This is a genomic window from Kineococcus sp. DHX-1 (genome assembly GCF_042473625.1).
Taxonomy (GTDB): Bacteria; Actinomycetota; Actinomycetes; order Actinomycetales; family Kineococcaceae; genus Kineococcus.
Genome location: NZ_CP170445.1, coordinates 562,911 through 587,487 on the forward strand (window position 1 = coordinate 562,911; position 24,577 = coordinate 587,487).

General features: G+C 72.8%; 25 protein-coding genes. 15 read left to right on the top strand and 10 right to left on the bottom strand.

Annotated elements, in window-relative coordinates:
- Positions 1–17: 17 nt before the first annotated feature.
- A complete protein-coding gene (locus ACFEMC_RS02720; RefSeq protein WP_380173368.1) occupies positions 18–587 on the bottom strand; it encodes a TetR/AcrR family transcriptional regulator in 570 nt (189 codons plus the stop codon).
- Between the two features lie 82 nt (positions 588–669).
- On the opposite strand from ACFEMC_RS02720, the gene ACFEMC_RS02725 reads away from it, so the two are divergent.
- From ACFEMC_RS02725 to ACFEMC_RS02735, 3 genes are read left to right on the top strand one after another with little or no spacing between them, the layout of a single operon-like run.
- Positions 670–1,563 carry an NAD-dependent epimerase/dehydratase family protein gene (locus tag ACFEMC_RS02725; RefSeq protein ID WP_380173370.1) on the top strand — a complete coding sequence of 298 codons (894 nt, stop codon included), beginning with the start codon at positions 670–672 and terminating at the stop codon, positions 1,561–1,563.
- Positions 1,564–1,589: 26 nt separating this feature from the next.
- On the top strand, positions 1,590–2,279 hold the full coding sequence (locus ACFEMC_RS02730; protein ID WP_380173372.1) for a copper homeostasis protein CutC: 690 nt from the start codon (positions 1,590–1,592) through the stop codon (positions 2,277–2,279).
- Positions 2,276–3,193 (top strand): phosphotransferase, encoded by a 918-nt coding sequence (locus ACFEMC_RS02735; protein WP_380173374.1) that lies wholly within the window; start codon positions 2,276–2,278, stop codon positions 3,191–3,193. The genes ACFEMC_RS02730 and ACFEMC_RS02735 overlap by 4 nt, the downstream gene beginning before the upstream one ends.
- 20 nt (positions 3,194–3,213) lie before the next feature.
- On the opposite strand, the gene ACFEMC_RS02740 is transcribed toward ACFEMC_RS02735, so the two are convergent.
- The 3 genes from ACFEMC_RS02740 to ACFEMC_RS02750 are packed head-to-tail and all read right to left on the bottom strand — an operon-like array spanning position 3,214 to position 5,039.
- Positions 3,214–3,759, bottom strand: a complete 546-nt coding sequence (locus tag ACFEMC_RS02740) for a hypothetical protein (RefSeq protein WP_380173376.1) — start codon at positions 3,757–3,759, stop codon at positions 3,214–3,216.
- Positions 3,756–4,547, bottom strand: a complete 792-nt coding sequence (locus ACFEMC_RS02745) for a hypothetical protein (protein WP_380173378.1) — start codon at positions 4,545–4,547, stop codon at positions 3,756–3,758. The genes ACFEMC_RS02740 and ACFEMC_RS02745 overlap by 4 nt, the downstream gene beginning before the upstream one ends.
- Before the next feature lie 9 nt (positions 4,548–4,556).
- The gene (locus ACFEMC_RS02750) at positions 4,557–5,039 is read right to left on the bottom strand and encodes a heme-degrading domain-containing protein (RefSeq protein WP_380173380.1); all 483 of its coding nucleotides are present in this window, start codon (positions 5,037–5,039) and stop codon (positions 4,557–4,559) included.
- 136 nt (positions 5,040–5,175) lie between these two features.
- Between ACFEMC_RS02750 and ACFEMC_RS02755 the strand changes: the two genes are divergently transcribed.
- Positions 5,176–6,645, top strand: a complete 1,470-nt coding sequence (locus ACFEMC_RS02755) for a sugar porter family MFS transporter (RefSeq protein WP_380173382.1) — start codon at positions 5,176–5,178, stop codon at positions 6,643–6,645.
- Between the two features lie 31 nt (positions 6,646–6,676).
- On the opposite strand, the gene ACFEMC_RS02760 is transcribed toward ACFEMC_RS02755, so the two are convergent.
- Positions 6,677–7,414: a GntR family transcriptional regulator gene (locus ACFEMC_RS02760; protein ID WP_380173384.1), complete on the bottom strand. Its 738-nt coding sequence runs from the start codon at positions 7,412–7,414 to the stop codon at positions 6,677–6,679.
- 252 nt (positions 7,415–7,666) lie between these two features.
- On the opposite strand from ACFEMC_RS02760, the gene iolC reads away from it, so the two are divergent.
- The 9 genes from iolC (at position 7,667) to ACFEMC_RS02805 (ending at position 17,639) form a co-directional block, all read left to right on the top strand.
- Complete coding sequence (iolC, locus tag ACFEMC_RS02765) at positions 7,667–8,611, top strand: 5-dehydro-2-deoxygluconokinase (RefSeq protein WP_380176562.1); 945 nt, start codon at positions 7,667–7,669, stop codon at positions 8,609–8,611.
- Positions 8,604–9,497, top strand: a complete 894-nt coding sequence (locus tag ACFEMC_RS02770) for a deoxyribose-phosphate aldolase (RefSeq protein WP_380173386.1) — start codon at positions 8,604–8,606, stop codon at positions 9,495–9,497. The genes iolC and ACFEMC_RS02770 overlap by 8 nt, the downstream gene beginning before the upstream one ends.
- Positions 9,498–9,505: 8 nt before the next feature.
- Positions 9,506–10,411 (top strand): 5-deoxy-glucuronate isomerase, encoded by a 906-nt coding sequence (gene iolB, locus ACFEMC_RS02775; RefSeq protein WP_380173388.1) that lies wholly within the window; start codon positions 9,506–9,508, stop codon positions 10,409–10,411.
- A gap of 35 nt (positions 10,412–10,446) precedes the next feature.
- Complete coding sequence (iolD, locus tag ACFEMC_RS02780) at positions 10,447–12,378, top strand: 3D-(3,5/4)-trihydroxycyclohexane-1,2-dione acylhydrolase (decyclizing) (RefSeq protein ID WP_380173390.1); 1,932 nt, start codon at positions 10,447–10,449, stop codon at positions 12,376–12,378.
- 203 nt (positions 12,379–12,581) lie between these two features.
- Positions 12,582–13,469, top strand: a complete 888-nt coding sequence (locus ACFEMC_RS02785) for a TIM barrel protein (protein ID WP_380173392.1) — start codon at positions 12,582–12,584, stop codon at positions 13,467–13,469.
- Positions 13,470–13,511: 42 nt separating this feature from the next.
- Entirely contained in the window at positions 13,512–14,612 is a 1,101-nt protein-coding gene (locus ACFEMC_RS02790; RefSeq protein WP_380173394.1) for an ABC transporter permease, read from the top strand.
- A complete protein-coding gene (locus tag ACFEMC_RS02795) occupies positions 14,609–15,427 on the top strand; it encodes an ATP-binding cassette domain-containing protein (RefSeq protein ID WP_380173397.1) in 819 nt (272 codons plus the stop codon). The genes ACFEMC_RS02790 and ACFEMC_RS02795 overlap by 4 nt, the downstream gene beginning before the upstream one ends.
- A gap of 34 nt (positions 15,428–15,461) precedes the next feature.
- Positions 15,462–16,523, top strand: a complete 1,062-nt coding sequence (locus ACFEMC_RS02800) for a Gfo/Idh/MocA family protein (RefSeq protein ID WP_380173399.1) — start codon at positions 15,462–15,464, stop codon at positions 16,521–16,523.
- Between the two features lie 111 nt (positions 16,524–16,634).
- Positions 16,635–17,639, top strand: a complete 1,005-nt coding sequence (locus ACFEMC_RS02805; RefSeq protein WP_380173401.1) for a substrate-binding domain-containing protein — start codon at positions 16,635–16,637, stop codon at positions 17,637–17,639.
- A 72-nt stretch (positions 17,640–17,711) separates the two neighbouring features.
- On the opposite strand, the gene ACFEMC_RS02810 is transcribed toward ACFEMC_RS02805, so the two are convergent.
- From ACFEMC_RS02810 to ACFEMC_RS02825, 4 genes are read right to left on the bottom strand one after another with little or no spacing between them, the layout of a single operon-like run.
- Positions 17,712–18,455 carry an SDR family oxidoreductase gene (locus ACFEMC_RS02810; RefSeq protein ID WP_380173403.1) on the bottom strand — a complete coding sequence of 248 codons (744 nt, stop codon included), beginning with the start codon at positions 18,453–18,455 and terminating at the stop codon, positions 17,712–17,714.
- Positions 18,452–19,231 carry a sugar phosphate isomerase/epimerase family protein gene (locus ACFEMC_RS02815; protein ID WP_380173406.1) on the bottom strand — a complete coding sequence of 260 codons (780 nt, stop codon included), beginning with the start codon at positions 19,229–19,231 and terminating at the stop codon, positions 18,452–18,454. Before ACFEMC_RS02815 ends, ACFEMC_RS02810 begins: the two co-directional genes overlap by 4 nt.
- Positions 19,232–19,279: 48 nt before the next feature.
- Positions 19,280–20,278 carry a sugar phosphate isomerase/epimerase family protein gene (locus tag ACFEMC_RS02820; protein WP_380173408.1) on the bottom strand — a complete coding sequence of 333 codons (999 nt, stop codon included), beginning with the start codon at positions 20,276–20,278 and terminating at the stop codon, positions 19,280–19,282.
- Between the two features lie 50 nt (positions 20,279–20,328).
- Complete coding sequence (locus ACFEMC_RS02825; RefSeq protein WP_380173410.1) at positions 20,329–21,546, bottom strand: Gfo/Idh/MocA family protein; 1,218 nt, start codon at positions 21,544–21,546, stop codon at positions 20,329–20,331.
- Positions 21,547–21,674: 128 nt separating this feature from the next.
- Between ACFEMC_RS02825 and ACFEMC_RS02830 the strand changes: the two genes are divergently transcribed.
- Complete coding sequence (locus ACFEMC_RS02830) at positions 21,675–22,706, top strand: LacI family DNA-binding transcriptional regulator (protein WP_380173412.1); 1,032 nt, start codon at positions 21,675–21,677, stop codon at positions 22,704–22,706.
- 25 nt (positions 22,707–22,731) lie between these two features.
- Positions 22,732–23,118: a tautomerase family protein gene (locus ACFEMC_RS02835; protein ID WP_380173414.1), complete on the top strand. Its 387-nt coding sequence runs from the start codon at positions 22,732–22,734 to the stop codon at positions 23,116–23,118.
- Here the strand turns inward: ACFEMC_RS02835 and ACFEMC_RS02840 are convergent.
- On the bottom strand, positions 23,102–24,565 hold the full coding sequence (locus ACFEMC_RS02840; protein WP_380173416.1) for a methyl-accepting chemotaxis protein: 1,464 nt from the start codon (positions 24,563–24,565) through the stop codon (positions 23,102–23,104). The two genes, ACFEMC_RS02835 and ACFEMC_RS02840, sit on opposite strands and share 17 nt — an antisense overlap.
- Between the last annotated feature and the right edge of the window lie 12 nt (positions 24,566–24,577).

Here is a 24,577-nt window from a genome sequence, read left to right on the forward strand (position 1 = left end):
GAACCCCTCCGCGCGGGTCAGTGCTGCGGGGCGAGCGTCCGCCGCAGGGCGGACAACGTGTCCTGCAGCAGGTCCGCCATCGAACGGTCCTCACCGTCGAGGATCCACCGCTCGAAGGCGACCTGGAACACCGTGATCGTCGACCGCCCGAGCAACGTCGCCGCCGGGTCGGGAACCCCTCGCTCGCGCAGCGCCTGGGCCAGGGCCTGGGCGATCGTCACCATCTTCAGCTGTTCGCGTTCGGCGAGGGCGGGGTTGGCCAGGACGACGGCCGTCCGCGTCCGGGACCACTCGCGACGCTCGTCGGGGAAGAACTCCGCGCTCGCGGCCAGGGCGTCCGCCGCGAGCTCCACCGGGTCCTGCGCCGCGGACCGTTCGACCGCGCCGGTGAACAGTCCGACGAGCTGGTCGCCGCCGGCGAAGAGCGATTCGCGCTTGTCGCTGAAGTGCCGGAAGAACGTCCGGTCGGTCACGCCCGCCCGGGTCGCGATCTGCGAGACGGTCGTCTCGTCGTAGCCCTGTTCGACGAAGAGGTCGAGCGCGGCGGCCTGCAGCCGTCCGCGCGCTCCCGGTGCCCACCTCGCCATGACCCCATCCTAGGTGATGACAGATCCTGACATCGGGTCTACCGTGATGTCACGTCCTGACATCACTGCTGGAGGTTCTCCCATGCGCGTCTTCGTCACCGGTGCGTCCGGCTGGATCGGTTCCCACACCGTCGAGGAGTTCCTCGCCACCGGCCACGAGGTCCTCGGCCTGGCCCGTTCCGACGCCTCCGCCGCGGCGCTCGCCGCCAAGGGCGTCGGCGTCCTGCGCGGTGACCTCGACGACCTCGACGCGCTGCGGCGCGGCGCGGCGTCGACCGACGGCACCGTGCACCTCGCCAACAAGCACGACTTCGCCCGCCCCGAGGTCAGCAACGCCGCCGAACGGGCTGCTGTGCAGACGATCGGCGACGTGCTGACCGGTTCCGGCCGTCCGTTGCTGATCGCGGGCGGCCTGGCCGGGTTCGGGCTGGGCCGCCCCGTCGCCGAGACCGACGTCAACCCGGCGGTCGGTCCGGACTCCGCCCGCGGTGGGGCCGAGCGCCTCGCCCTGGACTTCGCCGAGCGCGGCGTCCGGCCCCTGGTCGCGCGGTTCGCCCCCACCGTCCACGGCGCGGGGGACCACGGGTTCGTCGCCGCCCTCGTCGCCGCGGCCCGAGCTCGCGGCGCTTCGGGGTACGTGGGGGACGGTGGTCACCGCTGGGCCGCCGTGCACGTCACCGACGCCGCCCGGGCCGTCCGCCTCGCGGTGGAGGGGGCACCGGCGGGCAGCGTCCTGCACGTCGTCGCCGAGGAGGGTGTCCCCACCCGGGACGTCGCCGCCGCCATCGGCCGCGGCCTCGGCCTGCCCGTGGACTCCGTCGACCCGGCGCGGGCCGGCGAGGAACTCGGGTGGATCGGGTCCTTCTTCGGGCAGGACGTCTCCGCCACGAACGACCGCACCCGCGCCCTCCTCGGGTGGGAACCGGCCGGCCCGACCCTCGCCGACGACTTCGCCGGGGGGAGCTACTTCGCCTGACGCGTCCCCTCCGGCAGGCTGGGGTCGTGCCGACCGTCGAGATCGCCGTCACCGACCCGCAGGGGGCACGCGTCGCCCGCGCGGCGGGTGCCCACCGCCTCGAACTCTGCGTCGCCCTCGAGGTGGGCGGGCTGACCCCCTCGCCCGGGCTCGTCGAGCGGGTGGTCGCGGCGGCCGGCCCGGTGGGGGTGCACGTCCTGCTGCGGCCCCGGCCCGGCGACTTCGTCCACGACGAGGACGACCTCGCCGCGGTCCTGCGGGACGGCCGGCTCGTCCTCGACGCCGGGGCGGCCGGCCTGGTCGTCGGGCCGCTGCGGCCGGACGGTCGGTTCGACACCGTTGCGCTGCAGGCGTTGCGTGAGCTCGCCGGTGACGCCCAGCTCACCGCGCACCGGGGTTTCGACGTGCACCCCGACGTCGAGGGGAACGTCGAGGCGCTCGTGACGGCCGGGGCCGACCGGGTCCTCACCTCCGGCGGGGCCGCGTCGGCGCACGACGGGACCGACCGCCTCGCCCGGGCCGTCGCGGCGGCCGCGGGGCGCCTGACCGTCATGGCCGGCGGGGGAGTGCGTCCGGACCGCGTGCCCGACCTCGTGGCCCGGACCGGGGTCGCGGACGTGCACCTCTCGGCCCGGCGCCTCGCGGTGCCCGACACCGGGTTCGGAGCCCGCTACGCCGTGGACCCCGAGCTGGTCCGGGCGGCGGTGCGCGCGTGAGCGACCAGCGGCGCGCCCGGATGCACCCGGACGAGGTGGACGTCCCGACCACCCTCGTGCGTCGGCTCGTCGACGAGCAGTTCCCCGCCTGGCGGGGGCGGCGACTGGAACCCCTGCCCGGTCGGGGGACCGAGAACGCCGTGTTCGCCCTGACCGGCGACGACGAGGACCTGCTGGTGCGCCTGCCGTTGCGCGCGGAGGCCGCCGCGGGCCTGGACGGCGAACGCGCGGCGGCGGGCGAGCTGTCCGGTCGCACCCGGTTCGCCACCCCGGAGGTCGTCGCGACGGGCGAGCCCGGGGAGGGTTTCCCGTTCGGCTGGACGGTGCTGCGCCTGCTGCCCGGGACCCCCGCCGACGGCGTCGACACGGCCGCCTCCGAGGGACTGGCCCGCGACCTCGCCGAGTTCGTGCGCGGGGTCCGTGCGCTGCCCCTGCACGGCCGGCGGTTCGCCAGTGCAGGACGTGGGGGCGACCTGCACCGGCACGACGCCTGGGTCGCGGAGTGCCTGCAGCGCAGCGAGGACCTGCTCGACGTGCCCGCCCTGCGGGGCCTGTGGTCCCGGCTGCGCGCGCTGCCGCACGTGTCCGCGGACGTCGTCACCCACGGCGACCTCGTCCCCGGGAACCTCCTCCTCGACGACGCGGGGCGCCTCACCGCCGTCCTCGACGTCGGTGGTCTGGGCCCCGCCGATCCCGCGCTCGACCTCCTCGCCGGCTGGCACCTCTTCGACCGTCCCGCCCGTGAGGTGTTCCGGACCGCCTGCGGCGGTGAGGAGCTGGACTGGGTGCGGGGCCAGGCGTGGGCGTTCGTCCAGGCGGTCGGACTCGTCTGGTACTACGTGGACACCCACCCGGGCATGAGCTCACTCGGCGCGCGCACGCTCGCCCGCGTACTCGACGACCCGCTCGTCTGAACCCGGAACGCGGCACCAGCTCACTCGGCGCGCGCAGGCACGCCCACGTCCTCGAGGTCCCCCTCGTCCGAGCCCTCCGACGGGGACCGGCGGCACCACAGCACGGCGGCGCCGGCGACGACCACCGCGAAGAGTCCTTGCCCGGTGTCGAGGGCCCACTGGGGCAGGAGGAGCTCGTAGCCGGCGCTGGCCACCCCGCGAGGGTGGGTGACCTGGAACCACGCCGTGAGCGTCGTCGTCCCCAGGGCCCAGGCACCGCAGACGAGGGCCAGTCCCGTGAGGACGAGTCGGCTCTCCGGGGGTGCGAGGTGCCGGGGACGGCCGCTCACGGCCGCGAACGCCAGGGCCACGCAGGCGACAGCCGTCAGGACGGCGGGCCACCCGGACTGGCCGAACGTCTGCGTCGCGTGCCAGCGGTCCAGCAGCCGCAGGGGTTCTCCGGGAACGGTGCCGTTCAGGCTCCGGACGGTGTCGTCGTCCTGGAAGACGACGGCGGTGACGGTCACGGCGGCGAGCAAGGGCGCGGCCGCCACGAGCACCGCCCCGCGGAACCACCAGGCGGTCACGGGGTGGGACGGCGGTACCACGCGCGGTCCTCCTCCGACAGGCGCGGGACGGCGGGCGGTTGCGGAGCCGGGAGAGGCTCCGCGGCCGCGACGGGCTCTGGTGCCGCGACGGGTTCCGGCCCGGTGGCTGCCTCGTGGGCGGGGGCCGCCGACGGGGCGAGGGGTCCGCATGCGACCGCCGGTTCCGCCCACGGCTCGGTGGTGGAGGCGCGGCGGGGGCGCAGGAGCACCACCGCCCCCAGGGCGGCGGCGCCGACGAGGAAGACGAGGACGCCCGCCGACCCGACGAGCAGCGCCCACGGGTCGGGTCCGCCGCCGAAGCCCGGCCCCTCCGCCCCGCTCGCTCGCTCCCGGAGCACGAGCGGCACCACGCCCACGGCGAGGGTGAAGAGCACCGCGACCGCGGCGGCTGCGGCCGCGAGGTACCGGGCGCCCGTCGCCAGGGCGGGTCTCCCGCGGCCGGCGAGGTGCAGGCCGGTCAGGAGCAGGACCACCACGACCGGACCGAGCAGGACGCGGTCCGGCGGCACGAGGTAGTCCAGCACCCGCCAGCGCTGGTCCAGCGTCACGCTCGAGGTGTCCGGGGACAGGTTCCCCTCGGCGTCGTAGCTGCCGAAGTACTGCGCGTCGACGCCGCCGGTGAGGACGTGCGCCGCGGCCACCGTCCCGAACAGCGGCAGGAGGAACGCGGCGGCGGCCAGCAACCACACCGCGACCCGCAGCCGTCGCGGGACGCGGCCACCGGGCGTCGTGTCCGTCGTGTCCGTGTCCGTGTCCCCCACTGTCACGGATCGAACCTAGGGGGCCGAGAGGAACTCCGTCAGCACCTCGACGACGAGGGCGTGGTCGTCGGCCTGCGGCAGCCCGGACACCGCGACCGACCCGACGACCCCGACCCCGCGCACCCGCAGCGGGAAGGCCCCGCCGTGCGCGGCGAACGCGCGGGGGTCACGACGCGCGTCGACGTCGAAGTCGCCCCCCTCGACGCGGAACCGGGTGCCCACGTACCAGGAGGAGCGGTTGTAGCGGTCGACGACGTCCATCTTGCGCTGCAACCAGTCGTCGTTGTCCGCGGCCGACCCGGGCAGGGCGGCGTGGAAGAGGCGCTGGCCGTTGCGGCGGATCGCGACGGCGACGGGCAGGTCGGCCGCGCGGGCCCGGGTGACGAGCGCGACGCCGAGGCGCCAGGCGTCGTCCTCGTCGAAGCGGTCGAGGACGAGGCGGTCCTCGTCGGCCGTCAGCCGGTCCAGCAGGTCCCGCGGGGTCTCGTCGTCGCTCACCCGCCCATCCTGCCCGAGGGCCCGGAGGCCCGCGTGAGGTGGCTTTGTCTTGACATGCTTACCACCGCCACCTACGGTTCCCGGTGCCGTCACCGTCGATGAACCGCGGTGAACCCGGACGGACGAAGGAGTTCACGTGTCCACCTCCCACGGTCAGCCCGGCTCGCCCGGTGCCGGTCTGCGCGACGCCCTCCCGCCCCTGACGCCCGGGCCCTACCGGTCCCGCCTCGGGGTCGTGGCCCTCGTCGCCACCTTCGGCGGCCTGCTCTTCGGGTACGACACCAGCGTCATCAACGGTGCGCTGGAACCCATGAAGGCCGAGCTCGGTCTCACGGACTTCACCGAGGGCGTGGTCACGAGCTCGCTGCTCTTCGGTGCGGCCGTCGGCGCGATCAGCGGCGGCCGGCTCTCGGACGCCTGGGGGCGGCGCAAGACGATCCTGCTCATGTCGGGGTTCTTCTTCTTCGGCGCCCTCGTCTGCGTCTTCGCCCCGGCCTTCGAGGTCATGGTCGTCGGCCGCGTGCTGCTCGGTCTCGCGGTGGGCGCCGCGTCGACGGTCGTGCCGGTGTTCCTCGCCGAGCTCGCGCCCTACGAGATCCGCGGATCCCTCTCGGGCCGCAACGAGATGATGATCGTCGTCGGTCAGCTCGCGGCCTTCGTGATCAACGCGGTCGTCGGCAACGTCTGGGGCGAGTACGGCGGGGTCTGGCGGATCATGCTCGCGGTCGTGACGATCCCGGCCGCAGCGTTGTTCATCGGGATGCTGCGGGTGCCCGAGTCCCCCCGCTGGCTCATCGACCACGGCCACTTCGACGAGGCCGTCGAGGTCCTGCGCCAGGTCCGGCCCGAGGGTCGCGCCGAGCTGGAGGCCCGCCAGATCGCCGGTGTCACCCACGCCGACTCCAAGCGCCAGGACCTCGACTGGCGCAGCGTGCTGTCGAACCGCTGGCTGCGCCGCATCCTGCTCGTGGGCATCGGCCTGGGCGTGGCCCAGCAGCTCACCGGCATCAACTCGATCATGTACTACGGCCAGTCGATCCTGCGCGAGGCGGGCTTCGACCAGAGCACGGCGTTGATCGTCAACATCGCGCCCGGCGTCATCGCCGTCGTCGGCGCGTTCATCGCCCTGCGGATGATGGACAGCTTCAGCCGCCGCAAGACGTTCATCATCGGGTTCACCCTCACCACGGTGTGCCACCTGCTCATCGGCATCGGCTCGCTCGTGCTGCCCGTGGGCAACCCGTTGCGCCCGTGGGTGATCCTCGTCCTCGTCGTCGCCTTCGTCGGGTCCATGCAGACGTTCCTCAACGTGGCCGTCTGGGTCACGCTGTCGGAGATCTTCCCGCTGAAGATGCGGGCGTTCGGGATGGGCACGTCGGTGTTCGTGCTGTGGCTGACGAACGCGTTCCTCGGCCTGTACTTCCCCACGCTCGTGAGCGCCGTCGGCATCACCGGCTGCTTCTTCGGCTTCGCCGTCATCAACCTGCTGGCCCTGGTGTTCGTCAGGACCCAGGTGCCCGAGACGCGCGGCCGCACGCTGGAGGAGCTCGAGGAGGCGGTCACGACGGGCCGCATCTTCGACAAGGAGGTCCGCGAGTTCGCCTGACCCCCCGGCGCGTCGTGCGAGGTCGCGCTCGTCAGCGGTCGACGAGCGTGACCTCGAACGCGTACCGGCTGGCGCGGTAGACGTGCCGGCCGTACTCCACGACGCGACCGGAGTCGTCGTGCGTGGTCCGCTCCATCGTCAGCAGCGGGGCGCCGCGGCGCTCGTCGAGCAGCGTGCACTCCTCCGCGCTGCCCCGGCGGGCGCCGATGCGCTGGCGCGCGACCCGCATCCCGACGCCCCGGCTGCGCAGCAGCTGGTACATGCCGCGTTCGGTGAGGGCCTCGGCCGACAGGTCCGTGTACGGCGCGGGCAGCCAGTTCTCGAGCAGCGCGAGGGGTTCCCCGCCGGACAGCCGCAGACGGCGCAGGTGCAGGACGGGCGTGCCCGGGCTGATGGCCAGGCTGCCGGCGACGTCGTCGGCAGCGCTGCTGATCTCGTGCAGCAGCACCTGCGTCGCGGGGAGCTGCCCGGACTGCACGAGGTCGTCGTGCAGGCTCGTCAGCTCGACCGGACGCGTCACCTGCCCGTGGACGACCTGCGTCCCGACGCCGCGCTTGCGGACGAGGAGGCCCTTGTCGACGAGCTGCTGGATCGCCCGGCGCATGGTCGGGCGGGACAGGCCCAGCTTGTCGGCGAGGTGGATCTCGTTGTCGAGCCGGGACCCCGGCGGCAGCTTGCCGTGCTCGATCGCCTGCTCGATCTGCCGCGCCACCTGGAAGTACAGGGGGACGGGACTCGACCGGTCGAGGTCGACGAACAGGTCGTTCACTGCTGCTCCTGGGGTCCGGTGGGCGGGCCGGCCACGTCGACGCTCCGCCGTCGCGCCATCGTAGCCGGGAGGAGGTCCGCACGTCAGGAGGTACATTTGTCCTGACAAAGCTTGACAGGGCCGTGGGCGACGGAGCACGCTCGGACCAGCCTCCGCGCCGCTGCGGCCCGGATCGGCTCGCACAACTCGGCCTTGACCACCGGACTGGGAGGACCTCGCGTGAGCAGCACGGCCGCGCTGGACGTGGTGACCATGGGACGGGTCGGCGTCGACCTGTACCCGCTGCAGGACAACGTGGGCCTCGAGGACGTCGAGACCTTCGGCAAGTACCTGGGCGGCAGCGCGACCAACGTCGCCGTGGCCGCCGCCCGGCACGGCCGGTCCGCGGCCGTCGTCACCCGCACCGGCAACGACGCCTTCGGCACGTTCATCCACAAGGCGCTGGCGGAGTTCGGCGTCTCCGACCGGTTCGTCTCGGCGGTCGACGGCCTCAACACGCCGCTGGCCTTCTGCGAGATGTACCCGCCGGACCACTTCCCGCTGCTGTTCTACCGGCTGCCCACCGCGCCGGACCTGCAGATCCGCGCCGACGAGCTGGACCTCGACGCGATCCGCGCGGCCGGGGTGTTCTGGGCGACGGTGACCGGCCTGTCGGAGGAACCCAGCCGCGGGGCGCACTTCGCGGCCTGGGAGGCGCGCGAGCGCCGCCGGTTCACGGTCCTCGACCTCGACTACCGCCCGATGTTCTGGGATTCCCCCGAACTGGCCACCGAGCAGGTCCGCAAGGCCCTGCCGCACGTGACCGTCGCCGTCGGCAACAAGGAGGAGTGCGAGGTCGCCGTCGGCGAGACCGAACCCCGCCGCGCCGCCGAGGCGCTGCTGGACGCCGGCGTCGAGATCGCGATCGTCAAGCAGGGCCCGAAGGGCGTCCTGGGCGCGACCCGCGCCGACGGCGGCCCGACCGAGTTCGTCGAGGTGCCGCCCACGCCGGTGTCCGTCATCAACGGCCTCGGGGCCGGGGACGGTTTCGGCGGGGCCCTCGTGCACGGGCTGCTCTCCGGCTGGGAGCTCGAGCGCATCCTGCGCTTCGCCAACGCCGCCGGCGCCATCGTGGCCACCCGCCGCGAGTGCTCCACCGCCATGCCGACCACCACCGAGGTGGAGGCCCTGCTCGAGGAGGTCGCGTCCCGTGCCTGACCCGCAGACCGGTTTCGCGCGCGACCTGGCCGAGGTCGCCGAGATCCGCGCCCGCCACCCCGAGCGCATCCTCGAACTCTCCCGCGCCCGCCGCCGGCGCCCGCTGCTCGAGGGCGACGGCCGACTCATGGTCGTCGCCGCCGACCACCCCGCCCGCGGCGCCAACGGCGTCGGGTCGAACCCCATGGCGATGGCCGACCGCGTCGAACTCCTCGAACGCCTCCGGGTGGCGCTGGCCGTCCCCGGGGTCGACGGTCTGCTCGGCTCGGCGGACATCATCGAGGACCTCACGCTGCTCGGGGCGCTGGAGGGCAAGGTCGTCTTCGGGTCGATGAACCGCGGCGGCCTGCAGGGCGCCAGCTTCGAGCTCGACGACCGGTTCACCGGGTACGACGCGCAGGCCATCGAGGACATGAACCTCGACGGCGGCAAGTTCCTCACGCGCATCGCGCTCGACGACGCCGGCACCCTGCCCACGCTCACGGCCTCGGCCGACGCGATCAGCGAACTGGCCGCGCGCAAGCTCGTCGCGCTCATCGAGCCGTTCTGGTCCAGCAACCGGGGCGGCAAGGTCGTGCACGACCTGACCGCCGAGGGCGTCGTCAAGTCCATCAACGTCGCGCAGGCCCTGGGCCGCACGACCGCGTACACGTGGCTGAAGATCCCCGTGGTGGACGACATGGAACGCGTCATGGAGTCCACGACGTTCCCGACGCTGCTGCTCGGCGGGGACCCGGCGACCTCGCCGGAGGAGACGTTCGCGACGTGGCGCAAGGCGCTGGCGCTGCCGTCCGTCCGCGGGCTCACCGTGGGCCGGACGCTGCTCTACCCGCCGGACGGCGACGTCGAGGCCGCGGTCAAGACCGCCGTCTCGCTGGTGCGGTGAGGGGCGACGTGAGCGACCAGGACCTGTACGTCCCCGCGGGGTCGTCGGCGGCCGACGGCTTCGACCTCGTCGTCACCCCGGAGTCGGCGGGCTGGGGCTACTCCAGCCTGCGCGTCCTGACGCTGGCTCCCGGCGCCTCGCGCACGATCGCGACGGGGGAGGACGAGGTCCTCGTCCTGCCCCTGTCCGGTGCGTGCACCGTCCGCGTCGAGGGTGGCGAGGAGTTCGAGCTGGCCGGTCGGACGAGCGTGTTCGACGGCGTCACCGACTTCGCCTACGTCGGCCGCGACAGCGAGCTGACGATCCACAGTGCCGCAGGCGGCGTGTTCTCGTTCCCGGGCGCACGGGCGTCGCGCCGCCTGCCTGCCCGCTACGGCCCGGCCGCCGGCGTCCCCGTGGAACTGCGGGGCGCCGGTCAGGCCAGCCGGCAGGTCAACAACTTCGCCACCCCCGCGGCGTTCGAGACCGACAAGCTCATCGCCTGCGAGGTGCTCACCCCCGGCGGGAACTGGTCGTCCTACCCGCCGCACCGGCACGACCGCACGAGCGACGTCGAGAGCGAACTCGAGGAGGTCTACTACTACGAGTTCCGCGCGCTGGCGCCGGAGGGGGTCCCGACCGTCCCCGGCGGCGTGGGGATCCAGCAGGTGTACGGCGACGACCAGGACCCCGACCGCCCGATCGAGGTGCTCGAAGAGGTGCACTCCGGCGACGTCGTGCTCATCCCGCACGGCTGGCACGGCCCGTCGATCGCCTCCCCGGCGTACGACATGTACTACCTGAACGTCATGGCCGGACCCGAGGAGGAGCGGGCCTGGAAGATCTGCGACGACCCCGCCCACGGCTGGGTGCGGTCGACCTGGGACGGGCAGCGCGTCGACGCGCGGCTACCGTTCTACTCCGCCCCGAAGTGATCGCACCGGACACCGCCGAGAACTGAGAGAACCCGATGAGCGCAGTCCCCCCGAACCCGGCCGTGCAGACGGTCCGGCTGACGGTCTCGCAGGCCGTCGTCCGCTTCCTCCAGGCCCAGTTCTCCGAGCGCGACGGCGTCCGCCGCCCGTTCTTCGGCGGGGTGTTCGGCATCTTCGGCCACGGCAACGTGGCCGGTGTCGGACAGGCCCTGCTCGAAGCGGAGGAGGGGGCCCTCGGCGACGGGTGGACGCCTCCCGCGCGGGTCCCGTACATGACCGGCCGCAACGAGCAGGCCATGGTGCACGCGGCCGTCGGCTACGCCCGTCAGCAGGACCGCCTCCAGACCCTGGCCGTGACGGCCTCGGTGGGTCCGGGGTCCTCGAACATGCTGACCGGTGCGGCGCTCGCGACGATCAACCGCATCCCCGTGCTGCTGCTGCCGAGCGACGTCTTCGCCACGCGCGTCGCCTCGCCCGTGCTGCAGGAGCTCGAGCAGCCCTACGGCTACGACGTGTCGGTCAACGACGCGTTCCGGCCGCTGTCGAAGTTCTTCGACCGCGTGTGGCGGCCCGAGCAGCTGCCGTCGGCCCTCCTGGGCGCGATGCGTGTGCTGACGGACCCGGCCGAGACGGGCGCCGCGACGATCTGCCTGCCCGAGGACCTGCAGGCCGAGGCGTGGGAGTTCCCCGTCGAACTGTTCCGGGAGCGCACCTGGCGCATCGCCCGGCCCGTGCCGGAGCAGGTCGCGGTCGACGAGGCCGCGGCCCTCATCCGCACGGCCAAGGCGCCGCTGCTCGTCGCCGGCGGCGGGGTCGTGTACTCCGAGGCCACCGAGGCGCTGAAGACGTTCGTGGAGGCGACCGGCATCCCCGTCGGGCAGTCTCAGGCCGGCAAGGGTGCCATCCGCTACGACCACCCGCTCTCCCTGGGGGCCATCGGGTCCACCGGCACGACGGCGGCCAACGAGATCGCCGCCGAGGCCGACGTCGTCATCGGGGTCGGGACGCGGTACTCCGACTTCACGACGGCCTCGCGCACGGCGTTCCAGAACCCCGGCGTGAAGTTCGTCAACGTCAACGTGGCGGCGATCGACGCCGTCAAGCACGCGGGCGTCCCCGTGCAGGCGGACGCGAAGGTCGCCCTCGAGGCGCTCACCGCGGCGCTGGCGGACTTCTCCACGCCCGACGCCTACCGCGAGCGGGCCGGCCGCCTGAACCGGGAGTGGGACGAGGTCGTCGAGTCGTTCTTCCACTCCGGCATCGGCGAGCGCACGGGGCTCCTGGCCCAGGCCGAGGTCATCGGTGCGGTCGACGAGGTGGCCGAGGACCGCGACGTCGTGGTGTGCGCCGCGGGCTCGCTGCCCGGGGACCTGCACTGCATGTGGCGCAGCCGCGACCCGAAGCAGTACCACGTGGAGTACGGCTACTCCTGCATGGGCTACGAGATCCCCGGCGGGATCGGTGTCGCCCTCGCGGCGCCCGACCGCGACGTGTTCATCACGGTCGGGGACGGGTCCTACCTGATGATGCCGACCGAACTCGTGACCGCCGTCCAGGAAGGCGTCAAGGTCATCGTCGTGCTGCTGCAGAACCACGGGTTCGCCTCGATCGGGGCGTTGTCGGAGCAGCACGGGTCCCAGCGGTACGGCACGAAGTACCGGCGCCGGACGCCCGAGGGGCGTCTGGAGGGCGACAAGCTGCCCGTGGACCTCGCGGCGAACGCCGCCAGCCTGGGCGTGCGCACGGTCCGCGTGGAGACCCGCAAGGAACTCGTGGAGGCGTTGCAGGACGCCAAGGCGTCGAGCGAGTCGACCGTCGTGCACGTCGAGACCGACCTGTACTCCGAGGCGCCCGACGGTGGCGGCTGGTGGGACGTGCCGGTCTCGGAGGTCTCGCACCTGGAGTCCACCCGCACGGCCCGCACCTGGTACGAGGGCAAGAAGCAGGCCCAGCGCCCGCTCCTCTGACACGCCCAGCCCACGACCTCCCCGGCACCTGCCGGGGAGGTCGTCCTGCGTCCGCCCCTGACGGGGTCGCTGACGTCAGAATGTAACGACAATCTCTTGACAGTTCCCGCCCGTCTGCGCCAGAGTTCTCGCAGTCGCCCGCCCCCGCCCGGGCCGGCGGCGCTCTCCCGAGGACACACACGAGGACGTGGAGGAAGTTCCCCATGGGCCGCTCCATCACCATCGGCACCGCCCCCGACTCCTGGGGCGTCTGGTTCGCCGACGACGAGCTGCAGACCCCCGCATCCCGCTTCCTCGACGAGGTCGTCGACGCCGGGTACGAGTGGATCGAGCTCGGCCCCTACGGCTACCTGCCCACCGACCCGGCGGAACTGTCCGACGAGCTCGAGAAGCGCCGCCTGAAGGTGTCCGCCGGCACGATCTTCGCCGCGCTGCACCGCCCGGACCACTACGACGAGGCGTGGGCGCAGGTCGAGCAGGTCGCCAAGCTCACCCAGGCCTTGGGGGGCACGCACCTCGTCGTCATCCCCGGACAGTGGCGCAGCGACAAGACCGGCGAGCAGATCGAACCCCGCGAGCTCGACGAGGAGGGCTGGGCGCGGCTCGCCGCCGGCATGGACCGCCTCGGGCGCGACGTCCGCAACGGGTACGGCCTGCAGGTGGCGGTCCACTCCCACGCCGACACCCACATCGACACCCACGCCGAGGTCGACCGGTTCCTCGAGATCACCGACCCCGACGTCGTCAAGCTCTGCCTCGACACCGGCCACGTCGCCTACTCCGGCGGGGACAACCTCAAGATCATCGCCGACCACCCCGACCGCATCGCCTACGTCCACCTCAAGCAGGTCGACCCGGCGGTCGTGGCCAAGGTCAAGGCGGAGGACCTGCCCTTCGGCGAGGCCGTCGCGCTCGGCGCGATGGTGGAACCGCCGCAGGGCGTCCCGGCCATGCCTCCCATCCTCGACGCGCTCGAGGGCCTGGGCCGCGACATCTTCGCGATCGTGGAGCAGGACCTGTACCCGGTGGCGTTCGACAAGCCGCTGCCCATCGCGACCCGCACCCGCACGTACCTCAACTCCTGCCGCTAGAACGCCGGGTTCGGCACGGCGACCTCACGAGAGGACGGATCGATGGAGATTCGCACCAAGGCCGGTGGTGACGCGGCCGAAGGGCCCGCTGCCCCGGCTGCCACCACCCACGCGGGAGGCCGGGCCACCTCGGCCGACGACCGCGTGAGCACCCGGCCGTTGCTGTCGGTGGTCCTGTCGCGACCCGAGATCGGGTCGCTCATCGGGGCCGTCGCACTGTTCGTCCTGTTCCTCGTCGTCGCGCCGACGCTGCGGTCCGGGGCCAGCCTGCTGACGGTCCTGTACTCCAGCTCGACCATCGGCATCATGGCCGTCAGCGTCGCGCTGCTGATGATCGGCGGGGAGTTCGACCTCTCCGCCGGGGTCGCGGTCACGACCGCGTCGCTGACGGCGTCGACCTTCGCCTTCCAGTTGCACCTCAACGTGTGGGTCGGGGTTCTCGCCGCTCTCGTCGTCGCTCTGGCGGTGGGCCTGTTCAACGGGTGGTTGTTCGTCCGGACGGGTCTGCCGAGCTTCATCATCACGCTCGGGTCGTTCTTCATGCTGACCGGTCTGAACCTCGGCGTCACCAAGGTCGTCTCCGGGGGCGTGTCGTCGCCGACCATCTCGGACATGGCCGGCTTCGACTCCGCGAAGGCGTTCTTCAACTACACGCTGCCCGTCGGCAACGGCCTGCGGGTGCCCATCATCTTCTGGCTCGTGCTCGTCGTCGTGGCGACGTGGATCCTGCTGCGCACCCGCGTCGGCAACTGGATCTTCGCCTCCGGCGGTGATCCGGTCGCGGCCCGTGCCGTCGGGGTCCCGGTGAAGAAGACCAAGATCGGTCTCTTCATGGGTGTCGGGTTCACGGCGTGGCTGCTGGGCATGCACAACCTCTTCGCCTACTCCAACGTCCAGTCCGGCAACGGCGTCGGCAACGAGCTGTACTACATCATCGCCGCGGTCGTCGGCGGGTGCCTCATGACCGGTGGGTACGGCTCGGCGATCGGCGCGGCCATCGGTGCGCTGATCTACGGCGTCGTCACCAACGGCATCGTGTACGCCGGCTGGCAGGCGGACTGGAACAAGCTGTTCCTCGGCGCGATGCTCGTCATCGCGACCGTCGTCAACCTCGTCGTGAAGAACCAGGCGGCCAAGCGGTGAACACGCTCACTCCGAACACCGAGATCCTGTCCCTGAAGGACGTCGGCAAGCGCTACGGCAACGTCCACGCCCTGCGCGGGGTGTCGCTGTCGGTGCGGCAGGGGGAGATCACCTGCGTGCTCGGCGACAACGGCGCCGGCAAGTCGACCCTCATCAAGATCATCGCCGGGCTGCACACCCACACCGACGGCGTCCTCACGGTGAACGGGGAGGAGGTGTCGTTCTCCTCCCCGCGCGAGTCGCTGGACCGGGGGATCGCCACCGTCTACCAGGACCTGGCCCTCGTGCCGCTCATGTCGATCTGGCGCAACTTCTTCCTCGGCCAGGAGTTGCTGACCGGGTGGGGGCCGTTCGCCCGGCTCGACGTGAAGCGGATGATCCAGATCACCGGGGAGGAACTGACGAAGATGGGCATCTCGGTGCCCGACCTCGACCGTCCGGTGGGGGCGCTCTCGGGTGGTCAGCGGCAGTGCATCGCCATCGCCCGGGCCATCTACTTCGGCGCCAAGGTGCTCATCCTCGACGAGCCGACGGCCGCCCTGGGCGTCAAGCAGTCCGGGGTGGTCCTGAAGTACGTCGCCAAGGCGCGTGACGCCGGGCTGGGCGTCATCTTCATCACCCACAACCCCCACCACGCGTACCTGGTGGGCAACCACTTCGTCATCCTCAACCGCGGCAACGTGTCCCTGGACTCCTCCCGGGCCGACATCACCCTCGACCGCCTCACCAACGAGATGGCCGGGGGTGCGGAGCTGGAGGCCCTGAGCCACGAGCTGTCCTCCGTCACCGCGGCGACGAACGCCACGACCAACTGAGTCGACGACCCGAGAGAACTGGAGCGAGACCGTCATGAGCACCACGAGCAGCACGACCGCCCTCAGCCCGGACAGCGCGCGGCAGGGGTACGACCGGTCCCGTCCGGTCCGGGTCGCGGTGCTCGGGGTCGGCATGATGGGCCAGGACCACGCCCGCCGGCTGGCGACGCTGACGGCGGGCGCGGAACTGGTGGCGGTCAGCGACGTCGACGCGGCCCGCACCGACGCCGTCGCCGCCGAGTTCGGCGTCCGGGCGATCCACGACCCGAAGGCCGCGATCGTCGACCCCGAGGTGGACGCCCTGGTCATCGCGACCCCGGGGTTCACCCACGAGGACCTGGTCCTGCTCGCGCTCGAGGCCGGCAAGCCGGTCCTGTGCGAGAAGCCGCTGACGACGACACCGGAGACGTCGCGCCGGATCGTCGAGGCGGAGGCGGCTCTCGGGCGTCAGCTCGTGCAGGTCGGCTTCATGCGCCGCTTCGACGCGGGGTACCAGCAGTTGCGCGCGCTCATCGCCTCCGGTGAGTACGGCGCGCCGCTGTTCCTGCACTGCGCGCACCGCAACGCCACGACCCCGCCGAACTTCTCCTCCGAGATGCTCATGCTCGACTCCGTCGTGCACGAGGTCGACGTCGTGCGCTACCTGACGGGGGAGGAGGTCGTGGCCATCCGGGTCATCGCGCCGCGCTCCACGACCTCGGCCCCCGCGGGCCTGCTGGACCCCCAGTTCGTGATCATGGAGACCGAGTCCGGTGTCCTGGTGGACGTCGAGATCTTCGTCAACACGACGTTCGGGTACGAGGTCCGCACCGAGCTCGTCGCCGAGAAGGGGCAGGCCCGGATCGGCCTGCCCCAGGGCATGGTCACCCAGTCCGGCCGCGGCTGGGGCGGATCGATCCCGAAGGACTTCAAGGAGCGCTTCGGTGCCGCCTACGACGTGGAGTTCCAGCGCTGGGTCGACGCGGTCCGCGCCGGGACGAACGTCGACGGCCCGGGCGTCTGGGACGGGTACGCCGCGGCCGCCGTGTGCGCTGCCGGCGTGCAGTCCCTCAAGACCGGGGAGCGAGTCGTCATCGACCTCGGTCCCCGCCCCTGAGACCACCACGACACACACCACTCGCACCACCACCGGCTCCCCACGAGACCGGTTCCGAGCGCCGTTTCCGCACCGTGCGGACGGCACCTGTCGACGAGGATGGGAAAGCACATGAAGAGCTCCCGTGCAGGGTTCCGCACCGCCGCCGCGCTGGCGGTGGCGGCACTGGGCCTCGCGGCCTGCAGCAGCACCGGTGGCGCGCAGGACAGCAGCGACGACAGCGCCGGCGGTGGACAGGCGGCGAACACCCCGAAGTACAAGATCACCCTCGTGACCCACGCGGCCGCCGGTGACACCTTCTGGGACATCGTCCGCAAGGGCGCCGAGGCCGCGGCCAAGAAGGACAACATCGACCTGCAGTACGTCAACAACGACAACGCCTCCCAGCAGGCGACGCTCATCCAGAACGCGGTCGACGCCAAGGTCGACGCCATCGCCGTGACCATGCCGAACGCCAGCGCGCTCACCTCGGCCATCGCCAACGCGGAGGCGGCGAAGATACCGGTCATCGGCCTCAACGCCGGGTACAACGACTGGAAGCAGCAGAAGCTCATCGGCTACTTCGGCCAGGACGAGACCATCGCGGGCAAGGCCGGCGGTGCGCGGCTCGCCGAGGAGGGGGCCAAGAAGGTCCTCTGCGTGATCCAGGCCCAGGGACAGTCCCAGCTCGAGGACCGCTGCAAGGCCATCAAGGACGGCCTCGGGTCGGCCGGGTCGGTCGAGAACATCTACGTCAACGGGACGGACTCGGCCGCGACGCAGTCGACCATCACCGCCAAGTTGCAGCAGGACTCCAGCATCGACCACGTCGTGACCCTCGGCGCGCCGTTCGCGCTCATCGCGGTGGACTCGGTGAAGGAGGCCGGCAGCAAGGCGAAGATCGACACGTTCGACACCAACGCCGAACTCGTCGCGGCGATCAAGAGCGGCACCGTGGAGTGGGCGATCGACCAGCAGCCCTACCTGCAGGGGTACGAGGCGATCGACTCCCTCTGGCTGTACCTGACGAACGGGAACACCATCGGCGGGGGCGAGGCCGTGCTGACCGGTCCCGCGTTCATCGACTCCTCGAACATCGACGCGGTGTCGAAGTACGCCGAGGCCGGCACGCGCTGACCTGAGCCCCTCCACGACGCAACCCCGGCGAGCACCTGCTCGCCGGGGTTGCGTCGTCCCCGGCCGGCCCCGTCAGCCGAGCCGGTCGAGCCACGTGGAGAACGTCTGCGTCCCGCGGTCGGTGTCGGGTCCGGGCAGCACGGTGCCGTCGCGCAGCGCGCGGCCGAAACCCCCGGGCAGCGGGACGGCGACGACGCGCCCGTGGCGCCCGGTCGCCCGGGCGTACGCCCGCACCATGTCGACCATCCGTAGTTCCTCCGGACCGGCGAGGTCGCGCACCCGTCCTGCGGGGCCGGCCTCGAGGAGGTCCACGATCCGGTCGGCGACCTCCGCGGCGGCCACGGGTGCGGACCGCATGACGGGGACGAGGTCGACGGGACCGATCCGGGCCTGGCCCAGCACCTGCCGCGCGAACTCGTGGAACTGCGTGGTCCGCAGGAGCGTCCACGGCACGGGACCGCCGGTGACGAGGCCTTCCTGGAGGGCCTTGCCCGCGTAGTAGCCGTGCGGGGCCTGGGCCGCACCGACGATCGACAGGACGAGGTGGTGCCCGACTCCGGACCGCTGCCCGGCGTCGAGCAGTGCTGTCGTGACCGACCGGAAGAACGCCTCGGACGCCGCTGCGGAGCGCGTCGCGGTGGACGTGACGTCGACGACCGCGTCGACGCCCGCCAGTGCTTCGTCCACCCGGGAGCCGGACGTGACGTCGACGCCGGCGGCGCGCGACAGGACGACCACGTCGTGCCCGCGGGAACGGGCCGCCTCGACGACGAGGCGACCGACCGTGCCGGTGCCCCCGGCGACGGCCAGCCTCACGCGAGCAGCTCGCGGACGATGCCTCGCTGCACGTCGAGCCCGGCCCACTCGTCGGCGTCGTCCGCGTCGTAGACGAGGCAGAACGGCCCGGTGTACCCGTGCTCGAGGACGGTGGACACGCTGCGGCGGTAGTCCTCGGCGTCGATCGCCGCCCCGTGCCAGTGCGCCTTGGCGTGGCAGGTCTCGGCGAAGCGCGTCACGGCGGCCAGCTCGGCGTACTTGCCGGGGCCCGTCCAGTTCCCGAGGTCCACGAGCAGGCCCACGGCGTCGTCGAGGGGTTCCAGGACCGCGGTCACGTCGGCCGCGTCGGCGGTCACGTCGAACCAGTTCTCGGTGACGACGCGGACGGAGCCGGCCCGCGCGGCGATGCGGCCCAGGGCCTGCGAGCTGTCCCGCTGCGCGGTGTCCGTGCGGGTCTTCCCGGCGACGACCCGGGCGCGCCGGGCGCCGAGGACCTCGGCGTCGCGGACCCAGTCGGAGATCCACGCCTCGTGCCGGGGGCCCTCGTCGGGGTGGGTCAGGTCCCCGTCGTCGACGAGGAGCGCGTCGAGCGCGACGTCCGCCGTGGCGAGGGCGGCGCGCAGCTCCCCGAGGTACCCGGCGTCGCGGTGGGGCAGGTGGAAGTGGCACAGCTGCACCGTCCGGTACCCGCGCAGCCGCAGCTGCTCGGGCAGGTCGAGCAGGGGCAGGTGCTGCAACGTGCGGTCCAGCGACCAGGCGTGGACCGCGTCGGCCCGTCCGGTGGCGGGGATCGTCGGGGCGTCGTCGACCGTCATGACGACAGCCTCTCGCGCGGCTCGACCTCCGGCGTCCCCGCCCCCCGCTCAGACCCCCGCCACCCGCGCGGCCTCGAGCAGGACGCCGGCGGCGACCTGCAGGCCCTCGACGCGGCCGAGCGAGACGTCCTCGTGCTCGATGTTGCAGACCATGTCGGGGTCGACCTCGTGCAGGGCGCGCAGGAACTCCGCCCAGAACGCGACGTCGTGGCCCTTGCCGAGCGCGACGAAGTCCCACGCGGAGTCCTTCGGCCACTCGTTGACCCACTCGTCCCCGCCGAGGTTCGTGCGGTCCTCCGACGGATCGAGGCGGCGGAACCGGTTGTCCAGCACGCCGTAGACCGCGGCGGCCGGGTTGATCCGCACGTCCTTGGCCGCGGCGTGGAACACCAGCGGGCCGAGGTCACGGACGACGGCGACGGGGTCCATCTGCTGCCAGAACAGGTGCGAGGCGTCGAGTTCCACCCCGACGTGCGTGGCGCCGGTGCGTTCGACGAGTTCGCGCAGGTTCGCCGGGTTGAAGGCGACGTTCTGCGGGTGCAGTTCGAGGGCGACCTTGACGTCGTGGTCGCGGGCGAGGGCGTCGACCTCCGTCCAGAACGGCACGGCGACGGACCACTGGTGCTCGATGATGTCGAGGTCGCGGGAGTTCCACGCGTTGACGACCCAGGTCGGGTGGACCGCCGCGGCGTCGGCGCCGGGCAGGCCGGACATCGTGACGACGCGGTGCTGACCCAGGCGGTGGGCCAGCCGCACCGAGCGGCGGACGTCCTCGGCGTGCTTGTCGCCGATGACCGGGTTGGGGTGCAACGGGTTGCCGTTGCAGTTGAGGCCGGCGACCGAGACGCCCGTTCCCTCGAAGATCCCCAGGAAGTCGTCGCGGGCGGTGTCGCTGACGAGGATGTCGTCGAAGGTCGGGATGTGCACCGGCGGCAGGAAGCCCCCGGAGTTCAGTTCGATGCCGGTCAGTCCCAGGCCGGCGACGACCTCCAGGGCCTGCGGCAGGGGGCGGTCGTGCAGGATCGCGTTGTAGACGCCGAGCTTCATCGCTGTCTCCGGGTTCGTGGTGGCAGGGGTCAGGCGGGGGACAGGCGGGGTCAGTCGACGGGGACGGTCTCGCCCGTGCCGGCCGCGGCCCGGGTGACCGCGTCCAGCACGCGGAGGTTGTGCAGGCCGTGGGTCATCGGCGGCACCACGGGGAGGTCCCCGATCGGGGTGCCGACCCCGCCGGCGACCTCGTTGAGGAACGCGCGGCACTGGAAGGTGAAGAAGTCGCTCTGGCCGTGCCCGACGCTGGGGAAGTCCATCGGCAGACCACCGGCGACGTAGGGGTGCCCGGGACCCACGAGGACCTGCCGGTAGCCGTTGACGACGTCCGGCGCCGTCGCGTCGGCGATGGTGAACTCTCCCGTGCGGTTGAGGTCGAAGGCGCCCGCGCCGTTCTCGGTGAAGATCTCGAAGCCGAGGCCGTTGGGCAGGCCGTGCGCGATGCGCGACACCGAGAAGGTACCCGTCGCGCCGCCGGCGAAGGTGGCGGTGAAGGTCACCAGGTCCTCGTTCTCGACGTCCTCGAACTCGGTGCCGACCTCGGCCAGGGCGTGCCCGACGACCGCGCCGACCGGCTTCGGCCGGCGCGTGGTGACCTGGGAGAAGACGGTGCCGCGCACCGACTCCAGCGGCCCGCAGAAGAACTCGCCGAGGTCCACGAGGTGGCTGCCGATGTCGGCCAGCGCCCCGGAGCCCAGCCCGCCCTGGTAGCGCCAGCTGATCGGCGCGTTCGGGTTGGCGGCGTAGTCGCACCAGTAGCGGCCGTTGAAGTGCCGGACCGCGCCGAGGTGACCGTTCAGCACCTGTTCGCGCAGACCGTTGACCGCGGGAGAGCGGCGGAAGGTGAAACCGACGGCGGCGACCTGCCCGGGGTGCTGCGCGGCCGCGGCGACCATCGCCTCGGCGTCGGCGACCGAGGGGGCCAGCGGCTTCTCGCACAGGACGTGCTTGCCGGCGGCCAGCAGGCCCTCGACGATCTCGCGGTGCAGGTGGTTGGCGACGACCACGCTGACGGCGTCGACGTCGTCGGCCTCGGCGACGGCCTGCCAGGACGTCTCGGCCCGCTCGTAGCCGTAGCGGACCGCGGCCGCCTCGGCGAAGGGGGCGTGCGCGTCGGCCACGGCGACGAGTCGGACGGCCGGCAGGCCCTCGCCGTAGGGGCCGCCGGTGAGGGTGGAGGCGGCGCGGTAGCCGGCGAGGTGGGCGCGGCCGGCCATGCCGGCACCGATGACGGCGACGCCGAGGGGACGCGAGCTGGGGGAGGACATGAGGGCCTTCCGGGAGGGCGGCGGCACGCACCGTCGTCGGTGCGCGGTCGGCTTTCAAACCGGTTTGAACGACGTCGACTAGAATCGGTTCGACACGTTCCGGTGTCAAGCCGTCGCAGGAGGAACCCGTGCCGCAGGGCCCGACCGGCCGCCCGACCATCACCGACGTGGCCGCCCGGGCCGGCATCTCCAAGGGGATGGTCTCGCTGGCGCTGCGGGGAGCCCCCGGCCCGAGCGCCGAGACGACGGCGCGTGTGCTGCGGGCCGCCGAAGAGCTCGGCTACCGCCCGAACCGGGCGGCCAGTTCGCTCGCCCTGCGCCGCACGCGCCTGCTGGGGGTGACGATGACCGTCCGCAACGCCTTCCACGCCGAACTCGTCGAGGAGCTGCAGTCCGCGGCCGAGGACGCCGGGTACGAACTCGTCCTCGCGCCGGTGACGCGGACCCGGGGGGAGCGGGTGGCGGTCGAGACGCTCCTGGACTCCCGGTGCGAGGCGCTGCTGCTGCTCGGCCCCGAGGTCGGGGCGGGAGAGCTGCGGGACTGGGACGCCCGTGTGCCCACGGTCGTCCTGGGGCGCCGCTCCCGCAGCGGACCGGGGGCCGGGCCGGACGTCGTGCGCGCCTCCGACGAACGGGGGTTGCGACTCGTCGTCGAGCACCTCGTGGCGCTCGGCCACCGCGACCTCGTCCACGTCTCCGGGGGGTCCGGCGACATCGCGGCCGACCGCCGCGCCGGTTTCGAGGCCGCGGCGGCGGAGTTCGGGGTGCGGGCCCGCACCCTCGAGGCGGGGTTCGACGAGGAGGCCGGGGTCCGGGCCGCGCACCGGCTGCTGGCGGAGGGGATGTCCGCCACGGCGGTCGTGGCCGCGAACGACCGGGTCGCCCTCGGTGTCCTCGATGTCCTCGCGCGGGCAGGAGTGTCCGTGCCGCAGCAGGTCTCGGTGACCGGCTACGACGACAGCCCTCTCGCCCGGCTCGGGCACGTGCAGCTCACGTCGGTCGGTCAGGACCCGGGCGGCCAGGCGCGCGAGGCCGTCGGCCTCGCCGTCGAGCGGCTCGAGGGGGCCGACCGTGGTGACCACCGTGACGTGGTGGTGGAACCCCGCCTCGTCGTGCGTGGGACGACGGATGCACCGAGAGGTCCTGGCATGTCACAATGACAGGACAAACTCCGAGGAGGTTCCCGTGCCCCTGCTCCGCTTCGACGTCGTCGCCGGCCGGTCCCCGGCGGAACTGACCGCTCTGCTCGACGCCGCCCACGCGGCCGTCGTGGAGGCGTTCGAGGTCCCCCACGGGGACCGGTACCAGGTCGTGCACCAGCACCCCGCGGGTGAGCTCGTCGTCCACGACACCGGACTCGGCATCGTCCGGACCGACGGTGTCGTCCTGCTGCAGGTGACGAGCCGCGCCCGCCCGCAGGAGCAGAAGGTCGCGTTCCACCGGCTGCTCGTGCGCAACCTCGAGGCCGTGGGTACGGCCGGCAGCGACGTCGTGGTGTCGATCGTGGAGAACGGGGACGCGGACTGGTCCTTCGGTCACGGCCGCGCCCAGTTCCTCACCGGGGAGCTCTAGTCCCCAGGACGGCCAGCGCCTCCGCGTGCGAGGCGGCGTAGGCGATCGGCGCGCCCTGCGCCTCGGACGAGCGCTGCATCTGCATCGCGACGAGGGGGTTGTCCAGGACGATGACCGCGAACGTCATCCGCTGGGCGACGGCCTCGGCCATCGTGCTCTCGATGAGCCGCTGCACCTCCGGCGTCGTCGGGCCCAGCTCGCTCATCGTGCAGACGACGGTCCAGCCGGGGCGGTTCTCGCGGATGGCGGCGATGAGCTCGGCGGCGTACGCCCGGGCGAGCTCGACGTCCCAGAGGCCGACCATCGTCATCTCGAGGCGGTTGCCCGCACGGTCCCAGGCGATCCGGTAGCTGCCGGGTTCCTCGACGGCGGCGGGCAGCGTCAGGTCCAGCACCGTGGTCTGCAGGCGGCCCACGAGCCGCTTCACCTCCGAGACCGCCAGGTGGCTGCGCGAGGCGGCCGTCGAGGTCGCCGCGGCGCGCTCGTGGACGACGGCCACCGAGGACGCGATCGACTCGGCCTGGCGGGCCACCTCGGACGTGGAGGCGTTGAGGTCGTGCGTGGTGACGTTCTGCTCCTCCACCGCCGAGGCGATGGTGTGCTGGTACTCGCTGATGGAGTCGATGAGGCCGCGCACGACGCGGATGGCCTCGATCGCCGAGGCCGTGTCGCCCTGGATCTGCGCCACGGTCGCGCCGATCTCCTCGGTCGCGCGGGCCGTCTGCTGCGCGAGCTCCTTGACCTCGCCGGCCACGACGGCGAACCCCTTGCCGGTCTCGCCGGCGCGGGCGGCCTCGATGGTGGCGTTGAGGGCCAGCAGGTTGGTCTGGTCGGCGATGGCGGTGATCGTCTTGACGACGTCCCCGACGCGGGCGCTGGACTCCTCCAGCGCCGAGATCGTCGTCTCCGCCGAGGTCACGGCCTGCACGCCGTGGCCGGCGGTCTCGACGGCCTGGTTGGCGCTGCGGGAGATCTCCGCGATGGCGGCCTGCATCTGCTCACCGGCCGCGGCCATCGTCGAGACCTTCGCCGACACCTCGTCGCTGGCGGCGGCGATGCGGGCCGCGGAGTCGGTCGTGTCCCGGGCGCCGTCGGCGATGGTCCGTCCCGCGACGTCCATCTCCGAGCCCGCGATGCCCAGCAGGTCGACCGACCCGGTGAGCGGACGGAGCCGCTCACCGAGGGCTGCGAGCGCCGCCCGCAGTTCGGGGTCCGCCCCCGCCGACCCGGTGAGGTCACCGGACCGCAGGCGGGCCGCGTCCCGGCGGGCGGCGTCCTGCGCCTCGCGCTCGTACCGGCCGGCGCGCGCCCCGAGCGCCGCCGTCCCGCCCGCCGCGAGGGCGGCCAGGGCGGCGGTGGCCAGACCCGGCAGGTCGGTCGCCGCGGCCGCCGCGACGGCCAGGCAGCCGGACGCTCCGGCGATCGTGACGGGGAGCACTCGGGACACGGGGGACCTTCC